16 protein-coding genes and 1 pseudogene are annotated in these 18200 nt (G+C 37.5%); 8 read left to right on the top strand and 9 right to left on the bottom strand.

Annotated elements, in window-relative coordinates:
• The first annotated feature begins 84 nt into the window (after positions 1-84).
• Together dprA and AC1DND_RS03750 are read left to right on the top strand one after the other, a co-directional pair.
• Positions 85-1179: a DNA-processing protein DprA gene (dprA, locus tag AC1DND_RS03755; protein ID WP_477579237.1), complete on the top strand. Its 1095-nt coding sequence runs from the start codon at positions 85-87 to the stop codon at positions 1177-1179.
• Between the two features lie 156 nt (positions 1180-1335).
• The gene (locus AC1DND_RS03750) at positions 1336-2697 is read left to right on the top strand and encodes a pyridoxal-phosphate dependent enzyme (RefSeq protein ID WP_477579235.1); all 1362 of its coding nucleotides are present in this window, start codon (positions 1336-1338) and stop codon (positions 2695-2697) included.
• A gap of 196 nt (positions 2698-2893) precedes the next feature.
• Here the strand turns inward: AC1DND_RS03750 and murA are convergent, their stop codons facing one another.
• The 6 genes and pseudogenes from murA to AC1DND_RS03720 all read right to left on the bottom strand — a co-directional run bounded on the left by murA (position 2894) and on the right by AC1DND_RS03720 (position 9211).
• Entirely contained in the window at positions 2894-4219 is a 1326-nt protein-coding gene (gene murA / locus AC1DND_RS03745) for a UDP-N-acetylglucosamine 1-carboxyvinyltransferase (RefSeq protein WP_477579233.1), read from the bottom strand.
• 159 nt (positions 4220-4378) lie between these two features.
• A pseudogene (locus tag AC1DND_RS03740) lies at positions 4379-4666 on the bottom strand (DUF4290 domain-containing protein); the annotation flags it as partial.
• 504 nt (positions 4667-5170) lie between these two features.
• Positions 5171-5668, bottom strand: coding sequence for a SixA phosphatase family protein (locus AC1DND_RS03735; protein ID WP_477579231.1), 498 nt, complete (start codon positions 5666-5668; stop codon positions 5171-5173).
• Entirely contained in the window at positions 5661-6692 is a 1032-nt protein-coding gene (locus AC1DND_RS03730; protein WP_477579229.1) for a glycosyltransferase family 9 protein, read from the bottom strand. Before AC1DND_RS03730 ends, AC1DND_RS03735 begins: the two co-directional genes overlap by 8 nt.
• Positions 6693-6801: 109 nt before the next feature.
• Positions 6802-7404, bottom strand: coding sequence for a DUF4254 domain-containing protein (locus AC1DND_RS03725; protein WP_477579227.1), 603 nt, complete (start codon positions 7402-7404; stop codon positions 6802-6804).
• A 130-nt stretch (positions 7405-7534) separates the two neighbouring features.
• On the bottom strand, positions 7535-9211 hold the full coding sequence (locus AC1DND_RS03720; RefSeq protein ID WP_477579225.1) for a helix-hairpin-helix domain-containing protein: 1677 nt from the start codon (positions 9209-9211) through the stop codon (positions 7535-7537).
• 87 nt (positions 9212-9298) lie between these two features.
• On the opposite strand from AC1DND_RS03720, the gene AC1DND_RS03715 reads away from it, so the two are divergent.
• Positions 9299-9925: a hypothetical protein gene (locus AC1DND_RS03715; protein ID WP_477579223.1), complete on the top strand. Its 627-nt coding sequence runs from the start codon at positions 9299-9301 to the stop codon at positions 9923-9925.
• Positions 9926-10028: 103 nt separating this feature from the next.
• On the opposite strand, the gene sppA is transcribed toward AC1DND_RS03715, so the two are convergent.
• Positions 10029-11795, bottom strand: coding sequence for a signal peptide peptidase SppA (sppA, locus tag AC1DND_RS03710; protein WP_477579221.1), 1767 nt, complete (start codon positions 11793-11795; stop codon positions 10029-10031).
• Between the two features lie 40 nt (positions 11796-11835).
• Between sppA and folK the strand changes: the two genes are divergently transcribed.
• Positions 11836-12342, top strand: coding sequence for a 2-amino-4-hydroxy-6-hydroxymethyldihydropteridine diphosphokinase (gene folK / locus AC1DND_RS03705; protein WP_477579219.1), 507 nt, complete (start codon positions 11836-11838; stop codon positions 12340-12342).
• 351 nt (positions 12343-12693) lie between these two features.
• Here folK and pssA read toward each other — a convergent pair whose 3' ends face one another.
• Positions 12694-13383, bottom strand: a complete 690-nt coding sequence (pssA, locus tag AC1DND_RS03700) for a CDP-diacylglycerol--serine O-phosphatidyltransferase (protein WP_477579217.1) — start codon at positions 13381-13383, stop codon at positions 12694-12696.
• A 65-nt stretch (positions 13384-13448) separates the two neighbouring features.
• Positions 13449-15179: a transcription termination factor Rho gene (rho, locus tag AC1DND_RS03695; protein ID WP_477579216.1), complete on the bottom strand. Its 1731-nt coding sequence runs from the start codon at positions 15177-15179 to the stop codon at positions 13449-13451.
• 424 nt (positions 15180-15603) lie between these two features.
• Between rho and pyrF the strand changes: the two genes are divergently transcribed.
• The 4 genes from pyrF to AC1DND_RS03675 all read left to right on the top strand — a co-directional run bounded on the left by pyrF (position 15604) and on the right by AC1DND_RS03675 (position 18126).
• Positions 15604-16443 (top strand): orotidine-5'-phosphate decarboxylase, encoded by an 840-nt coding sequence (gene pyrF / locus AC1DND_RS03690; RefSeq protein ID WP_477579215.1) that lies wholly within the window; start codon positions 15604-15606, stop codon positions 16441-16443.
• 67 nt (positions 16444-16510) lie between these two features.
• Positions 16511-16888: a GxxExxY protein gene (locus tag AC1DND_RS03685; protein WP_477579213.1), complete on the top strand. Its 378-nt coding sequence runs from the start codon at positions 16511-16513 to the stop codon at positions 16886-16888.
• Between the two features lie 48 nt (positions 16889-16936).
• Positions 16937-17845, top strand: coding sequence for a DMT family transporter (locus tag AC1DND_RS03680; RefSeq protein ID WP_477579212.1), 909 nt, complete (start codon positions 16937-16939; stop codon positions 17843-17845).
• 32 nt (positions 17846-17877) lie between these two features.
• Positions 17878-18126: a hypothetical protein gene (locus AC1DND_RS03675; protein ID WP_477579210.1), complete on the top strand. Its 249-nt coding sequence runs from the start codon at positions 17878-17880 to the stop codon at positions 18124-18126.
• Positions 18127-18200 lie beyond the last annotated feature (74 nt).

The following is an 18200-nucleotide window of genomic DNA, read 5'->3' as shown; positions in this document are numbered from 1 at the left end:
CCGTTAAAAAGTTTAATCGATATTGATTTTTAAGCTTGCTTTAAGGAAATAAATCATCCCGCATTTATTTAACCTTATCAGATCATGAGCATGCTCCATAAAATTGCCTTAACTTTTATTAAATCTATCGGCCCGGTAACGGCCAAAAATCTTCTTGCTTATTGTGGAAGCGCCGAAAATGTATTTTCTGCAAACAAAAAGCAGCTTTTGCAGATTCCGGGTATTGGAGAGAAAACAATTGAAGCGATTCGTAGTACCGATGCTTTGGTAAGGGCCAGGCAAGAATTAGATTTTATTGAAAAACATGGAATAGAAGTATTGTTTTTCTCTGATGAAAAATACCCTAAAAGGTTAAAGAATTGCATCGATTCGCCAATATTACTTTATGCCAAAGGTACAGTTGATTTTAACCATCAGCGTATCATCAGTATCGTTGGAACCCGTAATGCAACAAGCTATGGAAAAAACCTCTGTAAAGAATTGTGCGAAGTTTTAGCGCCGCACAATGTTTTGATAGTGAGTGGTTTGGCTTATGGTATCGATATAACGGCCCATAAAGAATGCTTTGTAAATAATATTCCTACCGTTGGTGTGCTTGGTCATGGCTTAGATCGATTGTATCCAAAAATTCATAAAACGATTGCTCAAAAAATGGTTTTGAATGGAAGCCTGCTCACCGAATTCCCGATCCTAACCAATCCTGATCGGCCTAATTTTCCACAAAGGAACCGGATTATTGCAGGGATTGCAGATGCTACCATTGTAGTTGAGGCATCAATAAAGGGAGGCGCCTTAATTACCGCAGAAATCGCAAATTCTTATAATAAAGATGTATATGCTTTTCCGGGTAGAACAAATGATGTTTTTTCGGAAGGATGTAATTTCCTGATTAAAACCAATAGGGCCGGATTAATAAATAATGCTCATGATCTGATTTATTACCTGGGTTGGGATGATAAGGTGGGAGAAAAGAAAAAGGAAGCGCAAACCACGCTACACCTTAGCCTTACCCCTAACGAACAGCGGGTTGTTGATGCATTACAAAACGGCCAACTTTCTATAGATGAGCTTTGCATTCAATTGAATATTCAGCAAAGTAAACTGGCAATTGTAATCCTTACATTAGAAATGCAGGGGATTATTGTTTCGCTACCGGGAAAGATATATAAACTCTTATAAGAAATTGAAATTGCGTTTTGCCCAATAATCAATCTATAATGCCTATCATTATTATAGATTATAGAATTAAATTCTTTCAATTTATTGTTTTTAAAATTATGTTTCGAATAAAATATAGTTTATAAAATACTTAATGCCATTGCTTAATTTTGCAACATGTGGTACAATAATATTTTAGAAACCATTGGCAACACGCCATTGGTAAAATTAAATACGATAACAAAAGGAGTTCCGGGAACAATTCTGGCGAAAATAGAGACTACTAACCCAGGCAATTCAATTAAAGACCGTATGGCGGTTAAAATGATTGAAGATGCCGAGAAAAGTGGTAAATTAAAACCAGGTGGAACAATTATAGAAGGAACATCCGGAAATACAGGTATGGGCCTGGCTATGGCCGCCATTATTAAAGGTTATAAATGTATTTTTACCACTACAGATAAACAATCGAAAGAAAAAGTTGATGCTTTACGTGCCTTTGGTGCTGAAGTAATCGTTTGTCCTACAAATGTTGAGCCTGAAGATCCCCGTTCTTATTATTCTGTTTCTTCGCGTTTAGAGCGCGAGGTTCCAAATTCATGGAAACCTAATCAGTATGATAACTTAGCCAACTCACAGGCTCATTATGAGCAAACTGGTCCTGAGATATGGGAGCAGACGGAAGGTAAAATTACCCATTTGGTAGTTGGCGTGGGTACTGGTGGAACCATTTCTGGAACAGGAAAATATCTGAAAGAAAAGAATCCAAATATTAAAGTCTGGGGAATCGATACCTATGGCTCGGTTTTCAAGAAATATAAAGAAACAGGCATATTTGATAAGGATGAAATTTATCCATACATCACAGAAGGTATTGGCGAAGATTTCCTTCCGGCAAATGTAAATTTTGATGTAATCGACCTATTTGAAAAGGTTACAGATAAAGACGCTGCTTTAATGACTCGCGACATTGCGCGTAAAGAAGGTATTTTTGTTGGGAACTCTGCTGGTGCTGCCATTGGCGGATTAATACAGCTAAAAGATAAGCTTAAGCCAGATGATGTTGTTGTCGTTATTTTTCATGATCACGGCAGCCGTTACATGGGCAAAATGTATAATGAAGATTGGTTACGTGAACGCGGATTTTTACAGGACGAAAAATTAACCGCTAAATCTATTCTGGCTAAAAAAGAAAGCACAGAGATTGTAACACTTGATGCACAAAAATCAGTGCTTGAGGCCATCAATACCATTAAATCGATGAATATCTCTCAAATTCCGGTAACGCAACAAGGAATGATTGTAGGTAAAATTGCAGAGAGTGATATTTTAAGTGCATTACTTGAAAATCCAGGTTTAAAATCTGCGCCGATTTCAGAAATTATGACGGCTACTTTCCCTTTTGTTGATTTAAACACCTCAATTGATAAAATTTCTTCATTGATCAATAAAGAAAACTCAGCCGTATTGGTAGAAGATGAATCAGGTAAGATCGAGATCATTACCCAGTATGATATTATTAATGCGATATCAGGGTAGGAGCTAAGATGGAGTATTCCGAGGTCGTCACCCTGAATTTATTTCAGGGTCTTAAGACAAGATAGATGCTGAAATAAATTCAGTATGACGATTCCCCTTAAAAGTGACCAAATAAAAAACGCCCGAGTAAAATTTTACTCGAGCGTTTTTTATTTATGCTATTTTCGCTTTAAGCTTTAGTCTTTCTGCTTCTACCTTAATGACTCGGTGCATCAGCATTTACACGTTTAATCTGCGCACCTAAGGCACGTAAACGAGTGTCGATATCCTGATAGCCACGTTCAATCTGTTCGATGTTGTAAATGGTCGATTTGCCTTCAGCAGATAAAGCTGCAATTAACAATGAAACTCCAGCTCTAATGTCAGGAGAAGTCATGCTGATTCCACGAAGTTTATATTTTTTATCAATACCATTAACGGTTGCGCGGTGTGGGTCGCATAAGATGATTTGAGCACCCATATCGATCAATTTATCCACGAAGAATAAACGGCTTTCGAACATTTTTTGGTGGATTAAAACGTTTCCTTTTGCCTGTGTAGCCACAACCAGCACAATGCTCAATAAATCAGGTGTAAAACCTGGCCAAGGAGAATCCGCAATGGTTAAAATTGAACCATCTATAAAAGTATCGATTTCGTAATGTTTTTGAGAAGGGACATAAATATCATCGCCGCGGCGCTCTAATTTAATGCCCAGTTTTCTGAAAACCTCCGGTATTACACCCAGTTCATCATAACAAACATCTTTAATGGTAATTTCCGACTCTGTCATTGCAGCCATACCAATAAAAGAGCCAATTTCGATCATATCCGGCAACATTCTGTGCTCAGTCCCACCTAAAACGCTAACACCTTCAATGGTTAACAAGTTAGAGCCAATGCCCGATATTTTTGCCCCCATGCGGTTAAGCATTTTGCAGAGTTGCTGTAAATAGGGTTCGCAGGCAGCATTGTATATAGTTGTAGTGCCTTTTGCTAAAACAGCCGCCATTACAATGTTTGCCGTTCCAGTTACCGATGCTTCATCCAACAAAATATAAGCGCCCTGTAAATTGGTTGCATCTACATTAAAGAAAGCTTTTTTGCTGTCGTAAACGAATTTTGCACCTAATTTTTCGAAACCTATAAAGTGTGTGTCTAGTCTTCTACGACCGATTTTATCACCACCTGGTTTTGGGATTGCTGCTTTACCAAAACGTGCCAACAATGGCCCAACAATCATAATCGAACCACGTAAACCACCACCTTTAGCTTTAAAAGTATCAGATTCAAAGAAATTCAAATCAATATTTTTAGCTTCAAAGGTATAAGTGTCTTTATTGATGCGCTCAATGGTAACACCTAAATCGCCAAGCAATTCAATCAGTTTGTTAACATCCTTAATGTCGGGAATATTACTGATGGTTACTTTCTTTTCAGTAAGCAATACAGCCGATAAAATCTGTAAAGCCTCGTTTTTGGCTCCCTGAGGGGTAATTTCGCCTTTTAATTTAATTCCGCCTGTTATTTCAAATGCGTTCATATATTTTTCTTTTGCTAACCCGGTCGTCATGCTGTCCCGAAACTTCGGGATCAGCATCTATTCCAGAGATTCTGAATCAAGTTCAGAATGACGCATGGTTATTAATATTTAGGTTTATTGTTGTTGTTGTTGCGTTGACGGTTATTATTGTTGTTATTGCTCTGGTTTAATGTAAGCATTCTCAATTAATGGTTTAGGATAAGGACTGTCTACATCAATCTGGTAGCCAGAAATAATGTGCAGGTGATCCCAAAGTTTATGCTTAAAATCGGCAACATCACGTAAATGTGGTTGCAAAAAACCCATCAGGTCGATAACCGCCTGGGCATATTTATTACGTTCTTCAATGGTGGGTAATTCGCAGATATACTTCACCATATTTTGTACGTTACGGCCATATTCCGATAAAATTAAATGGCTACGCGTAGTATTATAGTCAAAACTCATGTTCAGATAAATTAATGGATAAATTTTCTGGCGATACGAATTATGAAATAACCAGAAGAGTTTAGGTTATGAATTCACCGAAATGTCTATTGCCAGATTTTCGTTTTTATATATTCAAAGGTAATAAAATTATTTGATTTGTGATATTCATACCTGATTTGAGATATTTTAAATTGATGCGATATTTTTTTGGAAATGTTCGCTCGGTAGTTCTTGGCGTCTTCAGTCCCGTTATTCGCTATAGCCCCGATAAAGGATCGGGAGCTGCCGCTTCTACCGGGTTTATTTAACAAAAGCTTGCGCTTTATGGGAACCTTTTCCGTGTAAATTCGTTATCGTCCTCGTTTGTAACGAGGATGAAAGAGAAAGGCGATTTTATCGCCATTTTTTTGTTTTCCATTACGCATTAAAAATGCAGACTTCTTTAATCCTCGCTACAAACGAGGACTATTTAAGGTACTTCAATATCTCTTAATGTTCTTAATCCCTTAATGGTAAAAAGCCTTAAACTTCATCACTATTCTTCGGGTAATCAAAAAATACCAATTCTCCTGTTCCTTTGCTTACCATTTGCCACGAATCAAAAGGAAAAGAAATTAATACCATACCTGCAGTTGGAATGTTATAAATATCGGCATCGCATAATTGGTTTGCAAAATCTGTAAAACTAGGGTTATGACCAAACATTACTACGTGGTCTGCACCATTATTCAGCCCGTTAACCACTTTAAGTAGAGCTGTGGTATTGGCCTCGTAAATAGATTCTTCGAACTGGATCTGGTCAATATTGTAAGCCTCGGCGAAATATTTTGCGGTAGATTTGGCTCTTTTCGCCGGACTACTTACAATCAGATCTAATTTGAAGCCTTTATTAATCAATCTTTCAGCCATTTCTGGCGCATTTTCTTTGCCACGTTTGTTTAGCGGTCGGTCGAAATCTTTTAAATCTAAATTTCCCCAATCCGATTTGCCGTGACGAACCAAAAGTAATTGCTTAGCCATTTAATTTCTCTTTAATTTTATCTACAATTGTTTCAGGCTTAATTAAGTCTATACAGTTTTCAACACCGCAAAGGCAGGGTTTGTTTCCATAAATAGAATTTGGCCTGCTAGGATGATCAATCTGGATACAGTCCCTTTCCAATTGCCCATAACCCAAAAAACCAGCATATGGATGTGTTGGTCCCCAAACTGAAATTACAGGCACACCAACAAGCGATGCCATATGCATACCGGATGAATCCATACTTAACATTAAATCCAAGTTTGAAATAATGGCAAGCTCTTCCGTTAAGTTAAAGTTACCGATTAAATTATGAACGTTTTTATATGTTTTCGCCCAGTTTTCGGCAGTTGTTTGTTCTGTTTTACCACCACCAAATATGAAAAGCTCATAACCTAATCCGCTTAACAAGGCAATTACCTCCTCCATTTTTTCTAAAGCATATATTTTATAAACATGTTGCGCAAAAGGGGAGATGCCTATTTTTTTTGTGGTTTTATTGGCAAATAAGTTTTGTGCATTTGCTGGAATTGCCTGCGGAGATTTATCTAGTTTATAACTGAGTTTAACCGCAAATCCCAATTCGCGGAAAACATCAGCATAACGTTCTACTGTTTTTCTGAGGGGTTTAAAAACTTTGTTATTGTTACGTGTTAATCTCTTTTTCTCTGCTCTTCCTTTATCTATCCGCCTAATCTTTGTGCCCGTTAAACGGAAGAAAGTAGAAATTGCCCTGCTCCTCAAGTTATCGTGCAGGTCGGCTATTGCGTTTGGTTTATAGCTGCGGAGTTCCTGATAGAGTTTGTATAAACCATCAATTCCTTTATGGACCGTTTTAGGTTGGATAGGGTGGAAGATCAGGTTCGGAATGCGATCAAAAAATGGCTTAAAAGCAGGCCTGCTCACCATGATAATCTCTATGTTGGGGTTCTGCTCTGAAAATTCGTGTAAAACAGAGGCTGCCATGGCCACATCGCCCATTGCCGAAAAGCGTAAAACAATAATTTTTTGGGTTGAGGCCATGTTTTTATTTACCACAAAGACACAAAAGCACCAAGTTTTTCTTAGTGTTCTTCGTGTCTTTTAGCATGATTAATCTTTACTTTTCGCTTTAGCCTTTCAGCTTTAGTCTTTAACCTTTATTATACAACACCGGATTTAAACTCGGATCGTTGTACATTTTCATTTGCTTGTATACTTTCATGTATTTTTTACCCGCCTCAATATCTGCCAATAATTCATCAATACTGGTTGAAAGATCCTCACGTTGTGATAACAATACATTTAATTTCGTCTGGCATTGTGCACGGTGCTCAACCGAGGCACTTTCACGTTCAGCTTCTTCCTGCATGTGGTAAATTTTCAGTGCAAGGATGGAAAGCCTGTCTATCGCCCATGCAGGGCTTTCTGTATTGATTTTTGCATCTGGTAAAGCCGAAATTCCCTGATAAAGATTTAAAAAATAACCATCAATAAACTCAACCATATCGGTACGCACCTGGTTTTGTGCATCAATGCGTCTTTTCCAGCTCAAACCTTCAACAGGATCAATCTGAGGGTTACGCACCACATCTTCCATATGCCATTGTGCCGTATCGATCCAGTTCTTAACATAAAAGAGATGCTCTAAACTTTCGGCATCATATGGGTTTTCAACCGGGTGGTCAATATCATCAAACTTATGGTAGTCTGTAATTACTTGATTAAATATGCGGTTGGCAATTTCACTTATCATTGGGCAAAGATATTAAAAGATTGAATAGATTGATTTTTTCCTGGCGGGTTGATTGCACAGATTTTAAGATTACACCGATTTATTCGTGAGATTTAAAATAAGATGACTTAGGGCCTGTTTTTCCTAAACCCTAAACCCTTCTACTGTTAAAATACGCAGTTATTTCTTCCAAAGAAAAAGAATTTAAACATTTGTCGGCACTTAAACCACCTTTGCGGGCAACCAGTATACCATAATGCATATCATGGAAACCTTCGGTTCTGTGGGCATCAGGATTTACTGAAAGCAACACCCCTTTTTCTAAAGCGTAACGGTGCCAGCGCCAATCTAAATCCAAACGTAAAGGATTGGCATTAATTTCGATCACCACTTTGTTTGCTGCACAGGCATCAATAATCTTTTTATAATCTATCGGGTATCCGGCTCTGCTTAACAATAAACGGCCTGTTGGATGCCCTAAAATGGTGGTATATGGATTTTCAATAGCTTTTAGCAAACGTGCGGTGGCTTTTGCTTCGTCCATACGTAAATTGCTGTGCACAGAAGCCACTACAAAATCGAATGTTTTTAAAATATCATCCGAATAATCCAATGAGCCATCACTTAAAATGTCGCTCTCAATACCTTTGAAGATTTTAAAGGGAGCGAGTTTTTTATTTAGTTCGTCAATTTCCTGGTGTTGACCAAAAACACGTTGCTCGTTTAAACCTTTTGCATAAACAGCGGTTTTAGAGTGATCGCATATCCCTAAATACTGAAGATTTAAGTTTTCTTTACAATATACAGCCATTTGCTCCAGGGTGTGTACGCCATCGCTCCAGGTAGAGTGGTTGTGCAAACTGCCCTTTAAATCTTCGTACTGAATTAAAGTTGGAAGTTTATTTACCTTCGCGAGCTCAATTTCGTCAAAATCTTCACGAAGCTCAGGCTCGATAAAAGATAAACCTGCTTTGCTATAAATTTCTTCCTCCTTTGCAAAAGGGCCTTCACCCGCCAATGCTAAAACCTTTTCTACATGCTCCGTATTTCCAGTTAACCTGAACCATTGCAAATAAAAATCAGTTTTTTCTGCCAAATGAATTTTTACTCTAAAACCTGCTTCAGTGGTGCAGATGAAAGCATTTTCTGCTTCAATCAAAGAAAGTGCTTCGAAAGCAGGCAAGTTTTGTTTAAGGGTATCAATTTGTGCTGTACCGATCACAATTTCCAGTTCATCGATAATCTCACAGGCGCGGCGGTACTGACCAGCGAAGCCCAAAAGTGCACTGTTGTCAATTTTTCCAGTCCAATCCGCAAGCTGTGTAAATAAAGTTTTGGCAAAACCTTCAACCTGGGCGTATAAAAACCGTCCGTTGGCCGCGAGTTTAAATTCGATCGCATTCTTAATTTCTTCCTGGGTTTTTAAACCGAAACCTTTGGYTTCAATTAAGCGGTTTTCGTTACAGGCATAATACAATTCACCTATACTTTCTATACCTAAGGTACGCCAGATAATGAATATCTTTTTTGGTCCGATGCCCTTTATGGCCAGCATCTCTACTACACCTTCGGGTGTTTTCTCTCGAATTTCGTTAAGTTCTTTTAATTCTCCTGTTTGGAGAAGTTCAATGATTTTGGAAGCCAGTCCTTTACCAATACCTTCAATTTTATCCAGCTCATCTAAAGGTTTATCCTTTAAAGCAAAGGGTAATTTATCTACCTTAAAATAGGCATTTGTAACAGATTTAATTTTGAAGGGATTTTCTTCGTGCAGTTCCATAAGCTGCGATAGAAGGCGTAAGGTACGGGCGATGGTCTTGTTTTCCATAAGGGGTAAAATTAGGAAATAATGCCTCAAATCCTTCTTGTACTCATAAAATTAAAACACAATTTTATTAATTGTTGTTTTACAATCATGAAATCTATAAAATTCGCCCTCTTGGGATTAAGTATAAGTGTAGCCGCTTGTCAATCTGCCAGTAAAACAGATCAAAATGCCGATTCAATAAGTAATTTAACATCAGCCCCAACACAAAGTCTTGATGAGCGCTTTCTGGTTGTCGCTGGTCGGTCAGTTGGAGAAATTGCACTTGGAGAGGATATGGAAGAGGTAGGTAGAAAATTAGGCAGGCCAAATGCCGGTGATGCCGCAATGGGAAAAGCCTGGGGGATTTGGTACAGTGACGATTCTACCGCGAAACACCGCAACGAAATTGCGGTATACTCTTCTTATCGGGATACGAGTATGCGTGTAAAAGATGTAAAACAGATTAGAGTTACCTCCAATAAGTTTAAAACAAAGGATGGCTTGGCAACCGGGAGCACGTTGGAAGATGCGAAATTGAAGTTCCCAACCATTGAAAAACTTTCTGCCTATTTAAATGAAGATAAAGATACCGTTACGGTTTATGATGCCAAAAAAGATGGAATTGGCTTTGAATTTTTAAAAGGGAAAAGTATTTCCTTAACGGTTCATCAGGTGAATATTCCGGTTAATGCGACTTATCTTACTTTGCATCCCGAATGGAAAGTGATCGAGTAGGAAAGACGTAAGATCGGAGATTTTAGACGTGAGATGAATAATTTTATATTAACCTCGCAGGTTTTTAAACGGCTTCAGCCTTCAAAACCTGCGAGGTTAATTATTATTTAATTACTGCTTCAAATGGCATTCTGGCCTGAATGCCAGAGCTTGCAATTACCTTTTTCATTTGCTGGTAAAGCATGTAGTTATCGCCAAGTTCTTGTTTGGTGTAATAGGTTTTAATCCTGTCTGTACCCTCATCCATTAACGATTTCCATGGATCAATTACATCTGGATATTCTACAACCTTATAATTTTTTAATTTAGCCTTTTTAGCGGCTGCCTTAATGGCATCGTTAAAACTTCCTATTCTATCAGCCAAACCAATTTGAACGGCATCTGTACCGATCCAAACGTGGCCACCTCCAATGCTATCAATATATGCTTTGCTTTTCTTTCTGCCATCGGCCACACGGCTTACAAAACCGCTATAAATTCTGTTCAGTTCATTTTGGATGATGAATCTTTCACCTGCAGTCATAGGGCGGTTAGTGGCCATAATATCGGCGTATTTACCGGTTTTAACGCCATCAAATGTAATTCCCAGTTTGTTGGTCATTAAATTTTGGAAGTTCGGGATAATACCGAATACACCAATCGAGCCTGTAATGGTATTCGGTTGCACAAAGATACTGTCGGCAGCGCAACCAATGTAATAACCGCCTGATGCGGCAACATCGCCAAACGATGCAATAACTGGTTTTTCTTTTTTGGTCAATACAATTTCTCTCCAGATCACATCCGAAGCAAGTGCACTACCTCCTGGTGAGTTTACACGTAAAACCACCGCTTTAATGTTATCATCCAATCGTGCTTTTCTAATTGCCCTGGAAATACGTTCCGAACCGATCTGGTTGTCAGAACCTTCGCCGCCATTAATTTCGCCATTGGCATAAATTACGGCTACTTTATCTTTTCCTTCGCCAGTATCTGTATTGTTTTTCGCATAATCATTAATCGTAACCGAACGGATATTTTCACCCCTGGTTCTTCCAGATAATCCCTTCAGCTCTTCTAAAATCTGATCTTTATATTTCAGGGCATCGATCATTTTAAAGTTTACGGCATCTTGTGGCTGTTGTACTTTGTAATTATCGGCAATGTTATAAAGACTATCTTTTTGAATGTTTCTACTTTGCGCAATATCAGTTAAGAAAGTATTGTACAATCCGCCAACATAAGCTGTAACCTGTTTGCGGTTATAATCGCTCATTTTATCTAAAATGAAAGGCTCTACTGCACTTTTATAGTTTCCTACACGGATGACCTGCATTTCTACTCCAACTTTTTCTAAAGTTCCTTTAAAGAAAGTTAATTCAGAGCTAAAACCTTTAAATTCTAAAGCGCCTTCGGGATTTAGATATACCTTATCAGCAACTGAAGCTAAATAATAAGCGCCTTGTGTATACACTTCGCTGTAGGCAATAATTTTTTTGTGAGATTTTTTGAAATCGATCAACGCATTCCTAACTTCGCGCAAAGTTGCAAAACCTGCATTCGGACTGCTCACATTCAGGTAGATGCATTTAATATTATCATCTGTTTTGGCTTTTTGTACTGCTTTTAAGAAATCGTTTAAGCCAATACCATCTTTTTCTTCACCACCAACAATTGGCAGGTTTCCGAATGGGTTTTTGGGTGTACGTTCTGTAATGGCCTGGTCTAAATTTAGGAATAGTACCGAATTGTTAGACACAACAACGGTTTTGTCGCTATCAATAGAAGATATTAGACCCACCACAACTACGAAGCAGATCACAAATACAATTACTATTGATAAGAAAAAGCCCAGCATAGAGGCAAATAAATACTTAAAGAATTCTCTCATTTAAATGTTTTAATTTTGTGTTGTAAAGATATAAAAATACATGATGCTTAATAAAGCTTTAGAGTACAACACGGCTTATTTGTTACTGGGTGGAAATTTAGGCGATAGGGAGGCGAATTTGAAAAAGGCCATCGAACTGGTGAACGATAAAATTGGTCATGTGATAGCCATCTCATCTCTTTATGAAACCGCTGCGTGGGGTAAAACCGACCAACCTTCTTTTTTGAATCAAGCTGTGAGTTTACGAACCCGTTTAACGGCGCTTGAAGTTTTAGCGCATGCATTAAGTATCGAACAGGAATTGGGCAGGGTAAGAAAAGATAAATGGGGAGAACGGTTAATTGATATCGATCTGATCCTTTTTGGAGATGAAATTATCAATATTCCGGATAAACTTCAGGTACCTCACCCCCATATGCAGGATAGAAAATTTGTAATGGAGCCTTTGGCTGAGATTGCACCAGAGGTGATACATCCACTGTTGAGAGAAACGATGCTCGATATTTGCAGAAATATTACAGATCCGCTTGAGGTTAAAAAACTGTAGCGCATCAAATTCTACGGCATACGAAGGTGACAAAGGTTTATATTAGGATCGCCCAGCTCGTACTTTACAAATACTATTAAGGCTTTTAAAACTTATGAAACGAAAAAAAGAGGCCCTTCGACTACACTGCCATTGACAGATTCCAATATAAGGGTCGTCATTCCCGCGCAGGCGGGAATCTTAAAGCTTATTGCATTACGATTATTCATAAATTTTCCTTTTTTCAGAGGCATTCATGAGCACTTCGTGGTTCCCAATCAAGTTGGGAATGACGATTCCGCACAATATATTAATTCATTAAAATCCCCTGTCATTCATATTGACTTTTATGAAATAAATTATCTCTCAGGATTATTTATTTGGAGTTGCTCCCTTAAAATGCAGAAAAGATGAAGCGATATATAATACCAGTACAAAAGGAATTGCTGCAAATTTTAGAAAAGCAATTAATATAGCCGATAGGATAAGGAAGATAAATTTAATTTTATTTTTCGCCCAGCTTAAATCGCTGAATTTTAAAGAGAATATTTTGATTTCGCTCACCAGTAAAAAACTTGTAATTGCTGTAATGGCAATCAGTAAAATGCTAGAACCAATAACCTGAGGATAATCATTGGCAATAAAAGGTAGAGAACAGATAAACAAAGTATTCATAGGCGTATTCAAACCAATAAAATCTTCTGTTTGCCTCGTATCATTGTTAAATTTGGCCAGTCTAAGTGCCGAAAAAATAGTAATGATAAATCCAAGATAAGGAAGGTATTCAGATGAATAATCGCTTGCCTTTAATAAGTGAAACATGATTACTCCCGGTAAGAACCCAAAACTTACCATATCTGCCAAAGAATCAAGATCTTTTCCAATTGCCGATTTTACATTTAATAAACGCGCAACCATACCGTCAAAAAAATCAAAAATTCCGGAGAAAATAACGAAATAGGCTGCGGTTTCTAAATTGCCTTTAAATGCAAAAACGATTCCGATACAACCTGAAAAAAGGTTTGCACAGGTAATCGCATTAGGGAGATGTTTTTTTAGCATGGGGTTGGGCGCTAAGCGCATGGGGTTTGAAACGCATTACTCCAAACCCCAAACGCCAAACTTATTTAGCTGTTCATCGAAATTAAGAACTCTTCGTTACTTTTTGTTCCTTTTATTTGAGATTGAACAAATTCCATCGCCTCTTGACTGTTCATATCAGCAAGGTGGTTACGTAAAATCCATACACGTTGCAAAATATCTCTATCTAACAATAAATCATCGCGACGGGTACTTGAAGCCGTAATATCAATTGCAGGGAAGATACGTTTGTTAGATAATTTACGATCTAATTGTAGCTCCATGTTACCTGTTCCTTTAAATTCTTCGAAGATCACTTCATCCATTTTAGAACCTGTATCGGTTAATGCAGTAGCTAAAATGGTTAATGAACCCCCATTTTCGATGTTACGTGCCRCACCGAAGAAACGTTTTGGCTTGTGTAATGCGTTTGCATCAACACCACCTGATAATATCTTACCTGATGCTGGTGCTGTTGTATTGTAAGCTCTGGCCAAACGAGTAATCGAGTCTAAAAGGATTACCACATCATGTCCACTTTCTACCAAACGTTTCGATTTCTCTAAAACAATATTGGCAATTTTAACATGGCGTTCGGCTGGTTCATCAAAAGTTGAGGCAATTACCTCTGCTCTTACACTACGGGCCATATCGGTAACCTCTTCCGGGCGCTCATCAATTAATAAGATAATTAAATAAACTTCCGGGTGGTTTTTAGCAATTGCATTTGCAACCTCTTTAAGCAGGTTGGTTTTACCTGTTTTTGGTTGTGCAACAATTAAACCACGCTGCCCTTTACCAATTGGTGTAAATAAATCCATAATACGGGTAGAATAATTGCTGTTATCCGTAAATAAATTTAATTTTTCTGTTGGAAAAAGTGGAGTCAGATAATCGAAAGGAACACGGTCGCGAACCTCAGCAGGAATTCTGCCGTTAATGGTTTCTACGCGAACCAGCGGGAAATATTTTTCGCCTTCTTTTGGCGGACGGATGCTACCTTTTACCGTATCACCGGTTTTCAAACCAAAAAGTTTTATCTGAGACTGCGATACATAAATATCATCAGGAGAAGTTAAATAGTTGTAATCTGCAGAGCGCAAGAAACCGTAACCATCAGGCATAATTTCTAAAACACCTTCATTTGTAATTACGTTATCGAAATCCAAGTTGGAGTAACTGTTTTCGTTTTTGTGGTGATTGCCACCGCCTGGTTGTTTTTGCTGGCGGTTTTCGTCGCGCTGTGGTTTTTCCTGTTTTTCTTTAGGCTCTTGTTTTTGTTTCGGAGCTGCCGGAAGTACTTCTGCACTTTCTTCTATTAAAGCTGAGATTGGTTTTACACTTTCTTCAGATTCAATAATTCTGTCTGGTTGTCTTTCTGGCTGTTGTTGATGTTGAGGCTCGTCAAATAACGTTACAGTGTCTCTTCTTCTTTCAATTGGCGCTGCAGGCTCATCTTTCGTTAACCTTGCTCTTTTTTTAACAGGCTTATCGGCTGTAGTAGCTGGTTTTTCAGCTGCCACTGTAGAAGCGGCTGCTGCAGCTGCGGCAACTTTTGGTGCTTTTGCAGTTTTGGTTTTAGGTGCAGCTGCAATAGGTTCGATTTCGCTATAAGGGTCTGCACCGGCTTTAGCAGCATTTATAATTTCTTGTTGGTGTAAAAGTACTTCAACAAGGTCGATTTTTCTTAGGGAGTCGGCACCTTCAATGCCATAGCTTTTTGCTAGCTCACGTAATTCTGTTGTGAGCTTATCATTTAATTCTGTTTTACTAAACATTCTAAATATATATGTTTCAAGAAATTTTTCATTTGTTTATAACGGATGTTTTCTGTTATAAATCTACACAGGCTTAAATATATTTGTGTTAGTGTAGGCCTGGCTTTTCATTGTGTATAAATTCTTAAGGCTATAAAACATTAAATGAGTTCATTATGGAAAATGCTCAAATTGTTTCATAATTGTTTACAAGCTGAATAAAAAGCAAAATGTGCTTTTAAAAAATGGTAACAAAAAACAAGTCTTGATAAATTTTTCTGGGATATTCAGATAAACGGTTGAGAAATTATATTGCAATTGTATGTATTTGAAACGTAATCTGCAAGCAAAAGTTTAAAATGTTTATAAAAATAATTAATGTGAGCATTATTTTATCGCTCAGAAAACTTAAAAATCTTCATATTTGCAGCAAATAAGCCCATATATGACAAAGCAACAACTTTTCGAGCAGATACAAAAAAAACGTTCATTTTTATGTGTCGGATTAGATTCTTCGTTAGATAAGATACCGAAACACTTATTGAAGTATGAAAATCCGATTCTGGAATTCAATAAACAGATTATTGATGCCACAAAAGATTTGTGTGTAGCTTATAAGCCGAATACTGCCTTTTATGAGTGTTATGGAAAGAAGGGATGGGAAACTTTGATCGAAACCTGGAAATATATTCCTCAGGATATTTTTTCTATTGCTGATGCCAAACGTGGCGATATTGGCAATACTTCTGCCATGTATGCCGAAACCTTTTTCAATGCCGCATCATCAGACATGAGTTTCGATTCGGTTACCGTAGCACCTTACATGGGTAGCGATTCGGTAACGCCTTTTTTAACTTTTAAAGGTAAATGGGTAATTCTTTTGGCTTTAACCTCGAATGCTGGCCATGCCGATTTTCAATTGCAGCAAATTGGCGAAGATAAACTTTTCGAAAAAGTGCTTAAAACATCGCAAACCTGGGCTACAGATGAACAGATGATGTATGTGGTAGGAGCAACCCGCGGCGCAGCTTTTGGTGATGTACGTAAATTAGCACCGAATCACTTTCTTTTAGTACCAGGTGTTGGCGCACAGGGAGGAGATTTAAATGAAGTGTGCAAGTATGGCCTAAATTCACAATGCGGTTTGCTGATTAATTCTTCGAGAGGCATTATCTATGCCAGCCAGGGAGAAGATTTTGCAGAAAAGGCCAGGGAAGAAGCGTTGAAACTTCAAAAAGAAATGGAGCAGATCTTAATTGATGCTGAATTAATTAACCACAGATAAAAAGGATAAACACAGATTTGGGTTTTTCAACACACTAGTGCCGAAATATTTTTTATAAATTGGTTTAATGGATAATCTAAATGAGATCACCGAAAAAATAATTGGAGCTGCATATAAAGTTTCAAATACTTTAGGAAGTGGTTTTTTAGAAAAAGTGTATGAAAATGCATTATTCATTGAAATTAAAAAGGCTGGATTAATCGTCACAAAACAACACGCATTGCAGGTTTTCTATGATGATCAAGTTGTAGGAGATTATTTTGTCGACTTGTTTATTGAAAATGAAGTTGTTGTTGAACTAAAAACAGCTAAAGTAATAACGGATATCCATCAGGCACAGCTAATGAACTATTTGATTGCTTGTAATAGACGCTGTGGTTTAATCATAAATTTTGGTAAGCCAAGAGTTGAAATAAAAAGAATGCTCAACGGCTATAATCTCTAAAATATCTGTGTTTATCCGTGTTCATCTGTGGTTAAACATATATCAATCATGAAATCAAAAATAGATATTAAACTCATTCTCGCCCTATTTGGCGTGGCCTTAATATGGGGCACAACATATTTAGGAATAAGAATTGCCGTAGAAAGCATTCCGGCCTGGTATGTAACAGCCATTCGTCAATCTGTCGCTTCGATAATTATATTGGTTCTGTTAATTAAACAGAAGGAATTAAAATGGATTGGGTGGACGAGTTTTAAACGACAGATCTTATTGTCTATTTTAATGGTGGTAATTGCAAATGGCATGACAACCGTTGCCGAAAAGACTATTCCAAGTGGATTGGCATCTTTAATTAATGCCACATCTCCCTTGCTCGTATTTCTCGGATGCGTATTTCTAGGGATTCAAAAGGCCAGTTTAAAGGGGTTCATTGGCGTTTTTATCGGTTTTTTAGGTATTGTTTTTATTTTTAGAGATGGTTTGAATGATTTGCTTGAACCAGGTTACCGGAATGGGATTTTATCATTGGTAATTGCGGTTTCAGGTTGGACAATCGGCACCATTTATTCGAAGAAACATAGTGGTAAGCCTCAATATATTTTCTTAAATCTATTTTACCAGTTTGTGTTTTCGGCCATTATCCAGTTGGGCCTAGCAATGGTATTCTCCGGCAAGGCTGATGTAAATTCCTGGAAAACAGAAAGCATATTTGCCACAGTTTATTTAGCTGTCTTCGGGTCTGTTTTAGGTTATTTCTGTTATCATTATGCCCTTAAAAAGGTTTCAGCATCCGAAGTTTCCATCTTAACTTACTTCAATACCATTATTGCCATATTTTTAGGTTGGTTAATTTTAAATGAAAAGGTAGGTCTAGACTTGGTCGTTGCAACCGTTTTAATTATCGCAGGGGTTTTTATTACCAATTATAAAAAGAAAGCCGAAGTTAAAGTGACCTAAAATTATTATCTTTAAATATTAAGATAACAGTTATGAAAGATTCGTCAGGAAAAATAAGCTTTGAGAGATTAACTGAACTGGTTAGGGCATTAACAGTGGAAGAAAAACAAAAACTGATCAACATCTTAAAAGAAGAAAAGCAATTTGTTGTTGAAGAGGCAGCTGTTGCTTATGTAAAGAAAGATCAAGTATCATTTGATGAAAAATGGGCTCAAAGTATTTCTGCAGAAGAATTTGAGAAATCCGTCCATGAGAACATACAAAAACTGCCTTGGAAATAGCTGTAAATTTTCATCCTTCGGTACTCTTGTATTTTAATCAACTAATTGATAATTTGTTTTATGAGGGATACTTT

It is taken from the genome of Pedobacter sp. 01N416 (genome assembly GCF_056399685.1).
The sequence above is the reverse complement of the archived record's forward strand: the minus strand, read 5'-3'. Positions and strand labels throughout refer to the sequence as shown.

Bases quoted from the DNA above. Each gene is read 5' to 3' on its own strand.
- pyrF (WP_477579215.1), top strand. From the start codon at position 15,604: ATGACAAAGCAACAACTTTTCGAGCAGATACAAAAAAAACGTTCATTT.
- AC1DND_RS03725 (WP_477579227.1), bottom strand. From the start codon at position 7,404: ATGATAAGTGAAATTGCCAACCGCATATTTAATCAAGTAATTACAGAC.
- sppA (WP_477579221.1), bottom strand. From the start codon at position 11,795: ATGAGAGAATTCTTTAAGTATTTATTTGCCTCTATGCTGGGCTTTTTC.
- murA (WP_477579233.1), bottom strand. From the start codon at position 4,219: ATGAACGCATTTGAAATAACAGGCGGAATTAAATTAAAAGGCGAAATT.
- AC1DND_RS03735 (WP_477579231.1), bottom strand. From the start codon at position 5,668: ATGGCTAAGCAATTACTTTTGGTTCGTCACGGCAAATCGGATTGGGGA.
- dprA (WP_477579237.1), top strand. From the start codon at position 85: ATGAGCATGCTCCATAAAATTGCCTTAACTTTTATTAAATCTATCGGC.
- AC1DND_RS03750 (WP_477579235.1), top strand. From the start codon at position 1,336: ATGTGGTACAATAATATTTTAGAAACCATTGGCAACACGCCATTGGTA.
- AC1DND_RS03675 (WP_477579210.1), top strand. From the start codon at position 17,878: ATGAAAGATTCGTCAGGAAAAATAAGCTTTGAGAGATTAACTGAACTG.
- pssA (WP_477579217.1), bottom strand. From the start codon at position 13,383: ATGCTAAAAAAACATCTCCCTAATGCGATTACCTGTGCAAACCTTTTT.
- AC1DND_RS03730 (WP_477579229.1), bottom strand. From the start codon at position 6,692: ATGGCCTCAACCCAAAAAATTATTGTTTTACGCTTTTCGGCAATGGGC.
- AC1DND_RS03680 (WP_477579212.1), top strand. From the start codon at position 16,937: ATGAAATCAAAAATAGATATTAAACTCATTCTCGCCCTATTTGGCGTG.
- folK (WP_477579219.1), top strand. From the start codon at position 11,836: ATGATGCTTAATAAAGCTTTAGAGTACAACACGGCTTATTTGTTACTG.
- AC1DND_RS03685 (WP_477579213.1), top strand. From the start codon at position 16,511: ATGGATAATCTAAATGAGATCACCGAAAAAATAATTGGAGCTGCATAT.
- AC1DND_RS03715 (WP_477579223.1), top strand. From the start codon at position 9,299: ATGAAATCTATAAAATTCGCCCTCTTGGGATTAAGTATAAGTGTAGCC.